The organism is Psychrobacter sp. M17(2026), assembly GCF_055699815.1.
Genome location: NZ_CM146741.1, coordinates 3,191,594 through 3,204,671, shown reverse-complemented (window position 1 = coordinate 3,204,671; position 13,078 = coordinate 3,191,594). Strand labels below are relative to the sequence as shown.

General features: G+C 41.1%; 14 protein-coding genes. All 14 read left to right on the top strand.

The window, feature by feature from the left end:
• The first annotated feature begins 375 nt into the window (after positions 1-375).
• The 14 genes from thrC (at position 376) to ACR63T_RS13545 (ending at position 13,047) form a co-directional block, all read left to right on the top strand.
• Complete coding sequence (gene thrC, locus ACR63T_RS13610) at positions 376-1,797, top strand: threonine synthase (RefSeq protein WP_472784331.1); 1,422 nt, start codon at positions 376-378, stop codon at positions 1,795-1,797.
• 303 nt (positions 1,798-2,100) lie between these two features.
• Positions 2,101-3,198: a LysM peptidoglycan-binding domain-containing protein gene (locus tag ACR63T_RS13605; protein ID WP_472784330.1), complete on the top strand. Its 1,098-nt coding sequence runs from the start codon at positions 2,101-2,103 to the stop codon at positions 3,196-3,198.
• Between the two features lie 98 nt (positions 3,199-3,296).
• Positions 3,297-4,589, top strand: coding sequence for a DNA-processing protein DprA (gene dprA, locus ACR63T_RS13600; RefSeq protein WP_305899201.1), 1,293 nt, complete (start codon positions 3,297-3,299; stop codon positions 4,587-4,589).
• Positions 4,590-4,658: 69 nt separating this feature from the next.
• Positions 4,659-5,360, top strand: coding sequence for an L-threonylcarbamoyladenylate synthase (locus ACR63T_RS13595; protein WP_472784329.1), 702 nt, complete (start codon positions 4,659-4,661; stop codon positions 5,358-5,360).
• Positions 5,361-5,514: 154 nt separating this feature from the next.
• Positions 5,515-6,033, top strand: a complete 519-nt coding sequence (locus ACR63T_RS13590) for a GbsR/MarR family transcriptional regulator (protein WP_305899199.1) — start codon at positions 5,515-5,517, stop codon at positions 6,031-6,033.
• Between the two features lie 110 nt (positions 6,034-6,143).
• The gene (locus tag ACR63T_RS13585) at positions 6,144-6,608 is read left to right on the top strand and encodes a hypothetical protein (RefSeq protein WP_305899198.1); all 465 of its coding nucleotides are present in this window, start codon (positions 6,144-6,146) and stop codon (positions 6,606-6,608) included.
• A gap of 108 nt (positions 6,609-6,716) precedes the next feature.
• Positions 6,717-7,226: a hypothetical protein gene (locus ACR63T_RS13580; protein WP_305899197.1), complete on the top strand. Its 510-nt coding sequence runs from the start codon at positions 6,717-6,719 to the stop codon at positions 7,224-7,226.
• Positions 7,227-7,257: 31 nt separating this feature from the next.
• Complete coding sequence (locus ACR63T_RS13575; protein ID WP_472784328.1) at positions 7,258-8,211, top strand: TIGR01777 family oxidoreductase; 954 nt, start codon at positions 7,258-7,260, stop codon at positions 8,209-8,211.
• A 138-nt stretch (positions 8,212-8,349) separates the two neighbouring features.
• Entirely contained in the window at positions 8,350-8,832 is a 483-nt protein-coding gene (locus ACR63T_RS13570) for a hypothetical protein (RefSeq protein WP_472784327.1), read from the top strand.
• 118 nt (positions 8,833-8,950) lie between these two features.
• On the top strand, positions 8,951-9,412 hold the full coding sequence (locus ACR63T_RS13565; protein WP_472784326.1) for a hypothetical protein: 462 nt from the start codon (positions 8,951-8,953) through the stop codon (positions 9,410-9,412).
• A gap of 158 nt (positions 9,413-9,570) precedes the next feature.
• Positions 9,571-10,104 (top strand): hypothetical protein, encoded by a 534-nt coding sequence (locus tag ACR63T_RS13560; RefSeq protein ID WP_472784325.1) that lies wholly within the window; start codon positions 9,571-9,573, stop codon positions 10,102-10,104.
• Positions 10,105-10,220: 116 nt separating this feature from the next.
• On the top strand, positions 10,221-11,330 hold the full coding sequence (locus ACR63T_RS13555; RefSeq protein WP_472784324.1) for a fatty acid desaturase family protein: 1,110 nt from the start codon (positions 10,221-10,223) through the stop codon (positions 11,328-11,330).
• A 56-nt stretch (positions 11,331-11,386) separates the two neighbouring features.
• Positions 11,387-11,851, top strand: coding sequence for a thiol-disulfide oxidoreductase DCC family protein (locus ACR63T_RS13550; protein ID WP_472784323.1), 465 nt, complete (start codon positions 11,387-11,389; stop codon positions 11,849-11,851).
• A gap of 107 nt (positions 11,852-11,958) precedes the next feature.
• Positions 11,959-13,047: a metallophosphoesterase gene (locus tag ACR63T_RS13545; RefSeq protein ID WP_472784322.1), complete on the top strand. Its 1,089-nt coding sequence runs from the start codon at positions 11,959-11,961 to the stop codon at positions 13,045-13,047.
• The last annotated feature ends 31 nt before the right edge of the window (positions 13,048-13,078 follow it).

The following is a 13,078-nucleotide window of genomic DNA, read 5'->3' as shown; positions in this document are numbered from 1 at the left end:
GCTTCACGCCAACCTACAGCATAAAAACTTGATAACCTTTAAACTCAACCTTGCCATAAACGTATTTTAGCCCCGATTGCCGCGGATATACTTAGCACAGCACAGGGTTGTGGGCGCTTAGCAAGTGGCGTTATCGCAGGGCAGGAACGACACATGCTTTTAGCGACCGCCTCTGTGCCAGTTAAGATAGAAGCAAAAGCGGGATTGGCTACATAGACAGTTATTTAGAGTGCAATTAATCGCACTATTATAAGAATTATAGTCAATTTTTTAAAACAGATTAAAGCGTCAATGGTGCATAAAATGCACCCTACAAAAGATACTTATTTAAAGTTAAAACCTCATATTTAAAAACGATTAAAGACAGGACAAAACATGAAATATATCAGTACCCGTGGTCAGACCGAGCCGATGGATTTTAGTGATGTGCTCCTGATGGGGCTTGCTCCTGATGGTGGCTTAATGTTGCCTGAGCACTATCCCAATGTTGATGACGCTACCTTAGAGGAATGGCGCTCACTGAGTTATCCTGAGTTAGCATTAGCCATTATGCAGCGCTTTGCCACTGATATTCCTTATGCAGATCTAAAAGATATTATCGAGCGTACTTATACTGCTGAAGTATTCGGTGATGCTGAGATCGTTCCTGTGCGTAAGCTTGAAGATGACTTGTATATTTTAGGCTTATCCAATGGCCCAACGCTCGCCTTTAAAGATGTCGCCATGCAATTCTTGGGTAATGCTTTTGAGTATGTGCTTAAGCGTCAAGACGCGCGTATTACTATCATTGGCGCGACTAGCGGCGATACGGGTAGTGCGGCCGAATATGCGCTACGGGGTAAAGATAACATCGAAGTCTTTATGCTCTCGCCGCATGGCAAGATGAGCGAGTTTCAGCGCGCGCAGATGTATAGCTTGACCGATGCTAATATTCATAATATCGCCATCGACGGCATGTTTGATGATTGCCAAGATATCGTCAAAGCGCTGCAACAAGATGCTGAGTTTAAAGCCGCTTATAACTTAGGTACAGTCAACTCTATTAACTGGGGACGGATACTGGCGCAGATTGTTTATTACTTTAAGGCTTACTTTGCGGTAACTGATAGCAATAATGAGCAAGTTAGCTTTAGCGTACCATCTGGTAACTTCGGTAATATCTGTGCAGGTCATATTGCCCGTGAGATGGGTCTGCCTATTGGACGTTTAATCGTCGCGACCAATGAGAATGACGTACTTAATGATTTCTTTAATCAAGGTGCCTATCAGCCACGCGCTACGGACAAAACTTATGTGACCTCAAGCCCTTCAATGGACATCTCTAAAGCGTCTAACTTTGAGCGCTTTGTCTATTTATTACTCGATAAAGATAGCGCTCGTGTACATGAGTTATTTGAAGGGGTGAAGTCAGGGCAGGGCTTTGATTTAGCAGAGCTGATGGAAGCGGTCAATTCACGCTATGGTTTTGCCGCTGGCAAATCAACTCACGCTGACCGTTTGCAAACCATTAAAGCGTTATATGAGCAACATGGTGAGCTGGTCGATCCGCATACGGCTGATGGTATTAAAGTCGCTAAAGAATTGCAGCAAGCAGGAGAGGTTATCATCTGCGCTGAAACTGCCTTGCCCGTTAAGTTTGCTGAGACTATTATCGAGGCTATCGGCCCTATAGATATTGCTCGTCCTAAGCATACCGAAGGCTTAGAGGATTTGGAGCAGCATGTGGTTATCTTAGACAATAAAGCCGAATTAGTCGCTGAGCAAATTCGTCAAAAAGTTATGGCTAATCCAGCTTAACACTAGCTATATAGAACATTGATGCTACCTTGTTAATAGTATTTATAGACTTAGAAGCTCAGCGATATGAAAATTTTGTTTCATGTGAAACACTATGAGTATTCTGTATAAAAGTGTTCATATCTATAAGCCATAAGTTTTCTATAAAAAATCGCTAATATTATGCTATGGTACAGTTAGCTTACAGTAGTGTTAAGCTTAGTAAATTACTATTAAACGTAAGCCAGAATTTCAATTTTAATAGAGCCATTATCATAGCGTCTATTGTTTAAGCGCTATACCTTAACTCTTATGGATATAATAATGAAAATAAGCTTTAACGGTTTAGCGAAATCGCTATTGATGACCACCTTTAGTGGTGCGCTATTAATGAGTAACGCGCATGCCAATAATCCAGCGCCTACTATCAAAGCCGATGCTCCTAATCGATATATTGTCAAAAAAGGCGATACTTTATGGGATATCTCAGGTCGCTATCTGGACAGTCCATGGCGCTGGAAAGAGATTTGGGCAACTAATAAGCAAATAAAAAACCCTAATCTTATTTATCCTAATGACGTGCTTATTTTATGTATTATCAAAGGTAAAACCTTGATCGGTGTTGATACCGGTGAGGGCTGTGCTGGGATTGAAAAACAAATGAGCGCTGTGGCAGTGAGTAGTGCAGTCACTGTGACCTCAGTTGCCAACAGCATTCCTGCTATTCCACTCTCTGCTATTAAGCAATGGCTCGACAAAACCGTAATCGTCAATCCACAAGACTTTAACAGCACACCCTATGTATTGGCCTCAAAAAACCGTAATCTTATCACTGCTAGCGGTGATAAGATTTATGCCAAAGGAATACCGCTTATTGTCGGTCAGACCTATGGGGTTTATCGTGAGGGTGAGTTATATACTGATCCAAAAACCCTAAGAGTCATCGGCTTAGAGGTGACCCAAGTAGCGACAGGATTGGTGACGAGTTCCACGACAGAGGGCGTCTCTAGTATTCAGCTGACAGCCAGCTATGGCAAAGAAGTCCGTGAAGGGGATCGAGTATTCGTCGAGCTTAATAATAACATCGCGCCAGTATTCTATCCTGAACCTGCAACAGTCACGCGCGGTGGTATGATTATCCGAGTCATGGACTCTATTAGCTCAGCGGCTCGTGGTAGCGTGGTTGCCATTAATTTAGGGAGCACACAAGGCGCAAAACCTGGCGATGTATTAACCGTCTATCAAAAAGGGCCACTAGTACGCGATACTATCGATAACGACACCCCAGTACGCTTGCCAAGCGAGCCTAGCGGTATGGTCATGGTATTCAACACTTTTGCCGATATTAGCTATGCTTATGTTCTAAGCTCGGAGCTGCCATTAGGGGTAGGGGATCAATTGCTACCACCGCCGTATCTGTAGTGATTAAGGATAGTTGCAGTCGTTATGCAATGAATTAAAAGTCTGAGTAACTAAAGATAATAGTAACTAAAAGTCAGGTTAACTAAGAGCTAAGAATTATGACGGCATCTAAGCCCACCTTGTCAGCAGATCAGCGCGCAACAGTAGCGCTGTGGTATGAGGTGAATGCGTCATTAAAGGCTTTTCATAAGCTAATTAGTTATTTTGGCGGCGCACAGCAAGCATGGTCTGCGACGCTAAGCGCTTGGCGAGAGTTAGGTATTCACCAGACCCATCTGGCACGTCATGAAGAGCCTGAACAAACTATCGCTAGTATTGATAAGATTGTAATAGCGCTAGATAGTGGTAAGTATCAGATACTCTTCGCCGATCAGCCAGCATATCCTACTCAGTTATTACAGATATACGATCCGCCGCCACTGCTATTCTGTCGCGGTAATAGTGCGCGCCTACAACAAGCACAGATAGCTATGGTCGGTAGTCGTAAGCCGACCCCTCATGCACAAAAGACTACTTTTGATATGGCGCAGTATCTAGCTCAAGTCGGCTACGTGATTACTAGTGGCTTGGCAGTAGGAGTAGATAAATGCGCGCATCTAGGGGCGCTGACACAAGCTCATGTCGAGCATCAAGGGCGAACTATCGGTGTGATGGGTACAGGTATTGACGTCTGCTATCCTACTCATCATGAGCAGCTATTCACCCAAATCATAGAGCAAGGCGGCTGTCTCGTTAGTGAGCTACTCCCGCACACTCTTCCGCATAAGCATACTTTTCCGCGGCGCAACCGCTTAGTTGCAGGTCTCAGTCTAGCCACTATTGTCACCGAGGCGACTATAAAAAGCGGCTCGCTGATCACAGCAAGATTGACCTCCGAGCAAGGCAAGCAAGTCTTTGCTATCCCCAGTCATATCGATAATAATAATGCGACAGGCTGTCTGCATCTGATTCGCGAAGGCGCAACATTGATCTATCATCCTGAGCAAGTGCTCGATGATGTCGATGCGCAGCTCACTATCCCAGCAGGGTACTCTAGGTCAGACCACTCTAAGGCAGATAGTGCTAAGCGACCAGTAGGCTTCTCTTCTCAATCTAAAAATTCTGAGTCTGTCAGCAAGCAGAGCACTCAAGTCCAGCCAGATAGTAGTACTGATGTTAGTAGCGATAAAAGTAATAATAACAATACCAGTATCAGTACCGCTATAAAAATGAAAGTGACCATTCCTGAGCATTTGACTGACGTTTATGAGCAGCTAGATTGGCATGGGCAGGATTTAGACGCGCTACTTGTTACCACTAAATTAAGTACCGCTCAGCTCATCGCTCAGCTCATGGAGCTAGAGTTATTAGGGGTTATCAACGAGCAAGGCGGTCGCTACTTACGCCTATAAAAGCTTAAAGTTAGTCTTTATTATCCTATAAAGTCATCTATCACTCTCTATTTTCCCGTATTGATTCTTATGAAACCATCTGATCCTCTATCAAACCCAAATACTACGACCGATATCAGCCAAGCTGCTAAATGGTTAAAAGCGGGTAAGCTGCTTTGTTACCCGACTGAAAGCGTTTGGGGTATAGGCTGCGATCCGTTCAATGAGACGGCAGTAGCGCAGCTTTTAGCGATTAAACAGCGCCCAGTAGATAAGGGTATGATCGTAATCACTGATAATATAAAGCGGATTGCGCCATTATTAGCATCCTTAAATGCTAAACAGCGTCAAAGCGTAACGGATAGTTGGCAGCCTCTCTTAAATCACTATCCTATCAATCAACAAGCTGTAAGCTCACAAGTACAGCAGGCACAAACTTGGCTACTGCCGTTACCTGAATCGCTTGAGGTGACTATTCCATCTTGGATTACAGGTATTCATAATAGCGTTGCGGTGCGATTGATCGCTCATCCCATGATCCAGCAGCTCTGCGCGCAGATGGTCACGCCGAATAACCCTTATGGCTTTGTCGTATCGACCAGTTGTAACCCCGCAGGCAAGCCGCCAGCTTCAGGGTTAGCGCAAGCACAAGCTTATTTTGCAAATCTAGATATAGATACAGATAAAAATGATAACTATGCTAATAATGTACGTTATCTAACAGGTGAAACTTTAAATTATCAGCGACCTAGTCAGATTAATGATGCACTGACGGGACAAGTTATACGCTGACTCAAACTATAGTTGTGGAATCATCTGAATAACATATTTTCACTGTTGACAGAAATAATAGAAAGGTGCATGATGGTTTTAAGCTGTTTATATATAACCTATAAATAAAAACCTTTTGAGTACTTAGATTAATCAATAAAGAGCAAGTACTACTATGAAACTTAACCCAGTTACCGAAAAGTTCGTTTTACATTGGGGCGAGATGGGCTCGAAGTGGGGCGTCAATCGTACGATGTCACAGATTCATGCCTTGTTATACATTATCGGTAAGCCGTTAGATGCTGAAGAAATCACTGAAACGCTTGGCGTGGCTCGCTCAAATGTGTCTACTAGTATTAAAGAGCTGCAAAATTGGGGACTGGTACAAAAGGTCTCGGTATTAGGCGATCGGCGTGATCATTTCACCACTAATACTGATGTCTGGGAGCTGGCACGTATCGTAGTAGTTGAGCGTCAAAAGCGTGAACTTGATCCGACGGTACATTTCCTACAAGAGCTAATGGACAGTCCTGAGTTTGAATTTGAGAATAGCGAAGTCAAGACACGCATTAAAGATACTCAGGAGTTTGTAGCCACCGTCACTACTTGGTCGTCAGAGATGTTGAGACTGCCGACAAGTGCGCTAAAAAAGGTATTGAAACTAGGCGCTAGTGTAAAGAAGTTTTTGGGATAGGATATATTAAAAAATAAAAATTTAGCTGCTCATTTCAGTTTTGACAGAAATTATTATAAAAATACCTATTGAGTTTATGAGATTAGTTTTTGAAATATTAGGAGCCTCTTATGTCATCCAACGATATAAAGAAAAATGCTACTACCGCAGCAGCTATTCAGTTGCCTGAAGAAGAGTTTAAATTGGATGAAACGCTAGTAGTAGAAAGTAATTATCCTACTGGTAAAGTGATACTTATGTATTTATTGCTTGGTGGTCCTATCGGTGGAGCTTTCTTAATGAGTCTTGTTTTAATTGAATCATTTGCACTAGAGGACTTTTACCTTATTTTTGCAGGACTGTTTCTTGGCTTTGTATTTGGTGTCATTCCAGCAACTTTAGCAGGTTTTTTGATAGCCAGCTTTAAGCTGCATCGCAATGCTAAAGGATTGTTATGGTCAGCTGTCATTGGTGCATGTACAACTACAGTTGTTGCTACATTTATAGCAAATGATATAGAGGGTGTGATCTTTATAACATTAATAGGAGTCGTCAGCGCTATATTAACAGGACTATTTGCTTTGCCAAGACCATAACTTAATACTCTTGAAAAACCTATTCATCAACTCTCCATAACATATCCATAGTTTGTACCAATGCTATACCTATACTAAGTGAATACTCACTTTTGTAGGATATGTAAAATGAAAAATAATAAAGCAGAACGCTACCCCTATTTACAGGTGATTACGATGTTTACAGGGCTTAGTAGTATCATTGGTGGATTGCTCGTTCAGCTGATTCTATTAATTATATTTAGAGAGGCTAATTTTGCGCAGATCGGCTTGCATCCATTGTTACACGTCGGATTATTAGGACTTATTCCTGCATTATTAGCGGGTATGGTTATTGCTAATAAACAAATATGGCAGGGTGATGCACACAGTACTCGCACAGTATTTCTAATTGGCTTTGTTATCTCAGCGCTCTATATCGCTGCCATAATTATATATTTGGGCATTGGTAGCGTAGAGGAAGTCGGTATATTATCCGTTGCCATGCTAACTATAGGTCTATTTGGCGGTGTCAATTTAGTTATCGCCAGTCTCGCAGCCTTACCAAAAGCCTGTACAACGCGTTTTGACAATCCAGTGAAAAAGGGCGACGATATTTATCAAGACTTTATAACCTTAGATAACCAATCAGTTGAATAGCTTTTTACGCCAATAAAAGAGGGATGTCGCAATGAATATTTTGATCAGTGGTGGTACAGGATTTTTGGGTAGCGCATTTAGTGATGAGATTATCAAACGTTATTACCAAACGGGTAAAGAGGTCGCTATCACTTGGCTGACTCGCGATACGAGTCAAGCGCATCCTGATACTGTTAGCCTGATGACCTATGATGAGCTGGCAAAAACCGATAACCGCTATGATGTGATAATGAACTTAGCGGGAGCGGGGATTGCCGACTCGCGTTGGAGCGATGAGCGTAAAGAGGCACTACTTGCCAGCCGTATCAAGCCTACAGAGTCGCTACTCGCCTTTATCGCGCGTACGCCTAATAAGCCTAAGCTGCTGCTCAGTGGTTCGGCGATTGGCTGGTATGGTACACAAGGCGATAAACCGTTGACTGAGAGCAGTGGCTTTGAGACTGATTTTTCGCATCGTTTATGTGAGGACTGGGAGCAGTTGGCGTTAAAGGCTACTGAATATGGCGTCCCTGTCGCTATTGTACGCACTGGTGTAGTCATTCATCCCTCAGGCGGTATGCTCGGCAAGTTATTGACGCCATTTAAATTTGGGGTAGGCGGTCAGTTAGGCGATGGCCAGCAAATCATGAGCTGGATTAGCCGTGACGATTGGGTAGGGGCTGCTATCTTTATTATTGAACAGCATTTAGCTAATAAGATTGAAACGCATAATAATACGCTCAGTACGACAAGCGATACACCAGCGCTAGTCTATAACTTGACTGCGCCGAATCCTGTGACTAATCATAAATTCACCAAAGACGTCGGTGCATGGCTACATCGCCCGACTATCTTTACTTTACCTGAGTTCTTACTCAAGCTGATGTTTGGTGAGATGTCGACGCTTTTGATTGATGGGCAAAAGGTATTGCCGCAAGCGCTACTTGATGCTGGTTACGAGTTTGAGCAGCCTACGCTTGAGATGGCATTGGCAGAGCAGAGTTAATTGAAAATTCAATAGTGTTTCATGTGAAATGTAATTGAGTAGTCTGATAGCAAAATATAAGAAGTATAATTATTTAGAATTATACTTCTTATAACATGTGATAACTAGTTCACCAAAAAGCATTAAGATAATAAAAATATGACTGATAAAAATAATAAAGTTTTAAAACTAACCCTAAAAAAGCAAAGTATTACTAAGCCCTACCCGTGGTTAAGAATACTTATAGGGTTTGGTATATTTGGGGGTTGGGTAGGAGCCACCATGGCAATACTAATAATAGTTTTAGTAGGAGATATCGGAACAGAGTCATGGCAGGGTTTTAATTTTAAATACTTTTTTAAAAGTATGTTTGAAGGTCTTGTCTTCAAAATGATTGTCGGCCTACTACCCGCATTGATAACAGCAGGATTTGTTATCTATCAAAAACTTCATCTTAGAACGTTTAGAGACTGGTTTCAATTAGGCTTAGTTGGTTTCATTGCAACTATTCCATTTAGCCTGATTGCTATGACAATGGCCGAATCAATAGATTATGATATATTTTTCTTAGCTATAATAGTAGGGCTATCAGGGCTATTTAGTGCCCTTATAATAGGTAGTTTAACCATTCCTAAGTCTTGAGCTAGCTGAGCTTTTATTATAAATACCTTCTTGCTTTATTATAATTATTTACTATGCTCAAAAAAGCGTTTCATGTGAAACAATGGTTCTATTATGACATCCGATATTGGCTAAAGGTATGGATAATAAAGAAGATGTAAATTGCGAGTCGATCTATCCTGTGAATAAGGTAGGATGGGGATATAGTTTAATGGGAGGTGCAACTGGCGGTTTAATAATAGGACTGCTATTTGTGTTTGATACTCAAAGTATTGAAATTTTTACGTCTGATATTGTACTTGTCATGTTATTTGGTACGATATTTGGTTTAATACCTTCAATAATAACTGGCTTTTTAATAGCACAACATGAGATTAAAATTAGTGGCGCCAAGGATTATTATAAGTTATTTCTGATAGGTTTATTTGTCAGCAGTGTTTATGCTCTGATAGTTACAGTAGGTTATCTATTTTCAGTACAAGACTTCTCAATCGATAGTTTTACCCAAAACGTCTTACCGATTACAGCGATAATGGGACTGATAGGTGGATTAAGTAGCGTAGTATTAGGGATGATAATAGTACCAAAGGTAAAACCTTGAAATAGATAATAAAATAAACAGAAATTTGTATAAGTATTTCACTTTTAACAGAAATAAAGTAAATAACACTTTTAAAATTATATAAGAAGGAGTAGAGTAATTACATAACAATTGTTTTAATCGAAACTTCCAATGCATAATCTATCGGTGATCAAATTATGAATAACACAGAGATTGGCATAAGCAATTATTTATATCCGACAAGTTCGGTCATATGGACTTATACCTTATTAGGTGGCGCTATTGGTGGTGTAGTAATAGGACTCGGTAGTGTATTAGTTGAAATAATCTTCGGTAATAGCAGTCCTATGTTTGCGATGATAATGGGTACTATATTGTTTGCTACTGTTGGTGCGATTATAGGACTTGTGCCGTCTATTCTGACAGGATGGTTTGTAAGCAGACATAGAGTTATGATCGTCGGTGTAGAGGATTATCTAAAGCTGTTTATCACAGGTTTTGTTATGACGGTTTTGTGCCTCATGCTTTTGATAACGGCTTTGGAGCTTCAAAGCTTCATCCAGACTTATCTAAATACTACTTTTAATCATAGTAATTATACGGATACTCCATCTGGTTTTAATAGTGATAATATTTTAGCGTTTTTAAAAGGTGCCTTGTTTTTAGGGTCAGTAGGCGGGCTGAGTAGCGTAGTATTAGGCAAAATAATAGTACCAAAGGTTAAATCTTAAAATAAATCAGCTAAAAATTTATCTTATTATTTCAGTATTGACAGAAATTTAAGAAATACTATGGTAGTCGCCTAGATGTTCTTTGCTACTACTTAACACTCATTAAGGAGAGCATCATGCGTCATTTATCAAATAACCATTCATTAGCTAACCATCCATTAAACAGCGTTCAATGGCAAGACTTGCGTCAGCTAGGTGCTACAGAGACTGTTTATAACGTATTGCTATCCTTGCCATTTTTACTACTATCGTGGTGGAGCGCGGCTCAAAGCTTTTGGTTACTTGCGCTTGCCAGCTCATTTTTCTTCTTTATGGCAGCGCTTAGACAGGCGCACGATTGCTACCATCGTACTTTAGGCGTGAGTAAAGTCGCTACAGAGCTGATGCTATTTATGCTCAGTATTACCATGCTTTGCAGCACTCATGCGATTCGCCATACGCATCTTAATCATCATCGTGATCCTTTAGGGGACAGCGATGTCGAGGGCAATTGGGCGCGTCTGCCTTGGTATCAGGCGATAGTAGGCGGTGGCAAGTTCTCTATTGCCATTCAGTGGTTTGGACTGACGCACGGTAACAGGCGCAATCGGCTATTGGTCGTCATTGATATGGTGCTGATATCAGCGGTGATTACTACAGCATTTATCACTATGCATCCTGTACTTATGTATCACGTACTGGTCATGCTAGTGGCGAATATGTTGGTAGGCTTCTTTGCAGTATGGAGCGTGCATCACGGCTGCGATGAGCTGGTTTATGCGCGTAGTGAGCGCCATCCGCTTATTAATCTACTGACCTTTAATTTGCTGTATCACATTGAGCATCATCTGTTCCCAGCGGTGCCGACTAACCATTTGCCGGAGCTGGCCAAGCGTTTAGATACTATAGCTCCAGAGTGGACACAGCAGCCTGTAATTCCTATATTAGCTAGTAAGACACTCCGTTCAATACAGACTGCTAATGATGTTATTAGTAAGAAAATCACTAATGATAAAGGGGATAATATTATTTATATTAATAATCATATCGCAAAAAATAACGCTAATTCTCAACCTACCCGAATAAAGCTATCAGCCAATACTAATAGAGTACTAGCTATGAATAACAGTGATATTTTATTCAAAAAGCCAGCTGATCATGTGAGCCATGTGAGCCATGTCAGTCATTTGAGCCATGAAGATTCTTGTCCCATTAGAAACGCTCTAAAAAAACTATGGTTAGCTTAAGAGCTATAGCTTTAATTTAATCGAGATAAATTAATCAGTATAAAACTAGGAATTGCATGATGACTACTCAAACTGAATCAACGCCACTTACAAGCCAACATAAACTGGCAATCACTATGTACTATGACGATGCTTGCGTGCTGTGCAGTACGGAGGCACATAATATGCAAGCGCGTAACCCTCAGGCCATTGAGCTGATATCAGTGGATAAAGGCTTGGATATGTTACAAGCAGCAGGGTTTAATCGCGCTGATGCGATGACTTATCTTTGCGTGCAAGACAGCAACGGTGATTGGCATACGCATATGGATGCAGTAAGACTGCTATATAAAACTGCAAATGTCAGCTGGGCAAACTGGCTTTATCTACCTGTTATTAAGGAATTGGGCGACTTTGCTTATCCTTACGTCGCGCGTAACCGCTATCGAATCCCAAACTGGGTAACAAAAGCGATTTATGGCAAAGCTGCTGTAGAAGCTTGTCAAAATGGTCTTTGCAAAATCGCGCCTGACAAGCGTTAATTAGACTATGCATTAATTATGAAATATCAGTGAATAATAGCCACAAGGGTCAGAGTTGATAAAATAAAAGCTAAACTAAGCACACTTTTATTCACTTAGATTCAATTATGTGGCTCTTTATTATCGTAACTCATTTATTAGCAGTAACCACTAGTGTTATTTTATGGTGGTTAATACAGCCTAAGACCACTGTTAAAAAGTTAGTACTGATTTTCAGCATTTTTATTATAAATAATATAGCGCTAGTCTATGGGTTAAGCGAGTTTTGGCGAGCGCGATTCAATGTCTATTTAGTGATAGAGATATTGCAAGGATTTATGATTTATGCGGCGCTAGTTACCGCTGTGATTGCACTAATATATTGTCGATTGCTTAAACGACCGCAGCGTCCAAAGTTGATACGCGCTATTGGTGTAATGATCTATATTGGTATTGTTGGCTTAGCAATATTTAACGCTTATGTACCAGCAGTAAAGCGCCTAACTGTCAGCACAGATAAACCTTTGGCTGAACCACTAAAAATAGCGCTAGTATCGGACACGCATTTAGGTCGCTGGTTTGGCAATCGGCAATTGGATAAATTAGTCAATCTCGTTGAGACAGAGGGCGCTGATATCGTGGTTTTGGCAGGCGATATCATGAATGACGATACTATTTATTATGACAAAACCAATATGCACGAGCGCTTATCTAAGCTGACAGCGCCGTTTGGTGTCTATGCGGTATTGGGCAATCATGATTATTTTGGTTACGAGAAGAAAATAGCCAAGGCTGTGACAGATGCAGGTATAACGGTGCTGGATAACCAAAACGTATTGCTTAATGAAGCCGTTTGGCTGATTGGACGCTCAGACGATATTGACCTGACGCGCTTATCGGCAAATGAGCTATTAGATAAAGTCGATACCGATAAACCAGTTATATTCTTAGAGCATCGTCCCTCAGCTATCGACGAGATAAGCGCTTTGCCCGTTGATTTGCATCTATCAGGGCACACCCATGGTGGACAGATATTTCCATTGACGACATTGATGAAAATATTTAGACCTTTAGTTCATGGCACGAAGAAAATAGATAATACTCAGTTCTTAGTATCGTCTGGCTTCGGCTTTGGTAGCGTACCGTTTAGACTCGGCACGCGCTCTGAGATTTGGATTATTACCTTAAAAGCAGATACTTTACAGCCAGCATTATAATCTACAATTATCTAATACCCTTCACGAAAAA

Excerpts from the sequence above, each read along its gene's own strand:
- ACR63T_RS13560 (WP_472784325.1), top strand. The coding sequence starts at position 9,571 with ATGAATAACACAGAGATTGGCATAAGCAATTATTTATATCCGACAAGT.
- ACR63T_RS13545 (WP_472784322.1), top strand. The coding sequence starts at position 11,959 with ATGTGGCTCTTTATTATCGTAACTCATTTATTAGCAGTAACCACTAGT.
- thrC (WP_472784331.1), top strand. The coding sequence starts at position 376 with ATGAAATATATCAGTACCCGTGGTCAGACCGAGCCGATGGATTTTAGT.
- ACR63T_RS13550 (WP_472784323.1), top strand. The coding sequence starts at position 11,387 with ATGATGACTACTCAAACTGAATCAACGCCACTTACAAGCCAACATAAA.
- dprA (WP_305899201.1), top strand. The coding sequence starts at position 3,297 with ATGACGGCATCTAAGCCCACCTTGTCAGCAGATCAGCGCGCAACAGTA.
- ACR63T_RS13585 (WP_305899198.1), top strand. The coding sequence starts at position 6,144 with ATGTCATCCAACGATATAAAGAAAAATGCTACTACCGCAGCAGCTATT.
- ACR63T_RS13565 (WP_472784326.1), top strand. The coding sequence starts at position 8,951 with ATGGATAATAAAGAAGATGTAAATTGCGAGTCGATCTATCCTGTGAAT.
- ACR63T_RS13555 (WP_472784324.1), top strand. The coding sequence starts at position 10,221 with ATGCGTCATTTATCAAATAACCATTCATTAGCTAACCATCCATTAAAC.
- ACR63T_RS13580 (WP_305899197.1), top strand. The coding sequence starts at position 6,717 with ATGAAAAATAATAAAGCAGAACGCTACCCCTATTTACAGGTGATTACG.
- ACR63T_RS13590 (WP_305899199.1), top strand. The coding sequence starts at position 5,515 with ATGAAACTTAACCCAGTTACCGAAAAGTTCGTTTTACATTGGGGCGAG.
- ACR63T_RS13595 (WP_472784329.1), top strand. The coding sequence starts at position 4,659 with ATGAAACCATCTGATCCTCTATCAAACCCAAATACTACGACCGATATC.
- ACR63T_RS13605 (WP_472784330.1), top strand. The coding sequence starts at position 2,101 with ATGAAAATAAGCTTTAACGGTTTAGCGAAATCGCTATTGATGACCACC.
- ACR63T_RS13570 (WP_472784327.1), top strand. The coding sequence starts at position 8,350 with ATGACTGATAAAAATAATAAAGTTTTAAAACTAACCCTAAAAAAGCAA.
- ACR63T_RS13575 (WP_472784328.1), top strand. The coding sequence starts at position 7,258 with ATGAATATTTTGATCAGTGGTGGTACAGGATTTTTGGGTAGCGCATTT.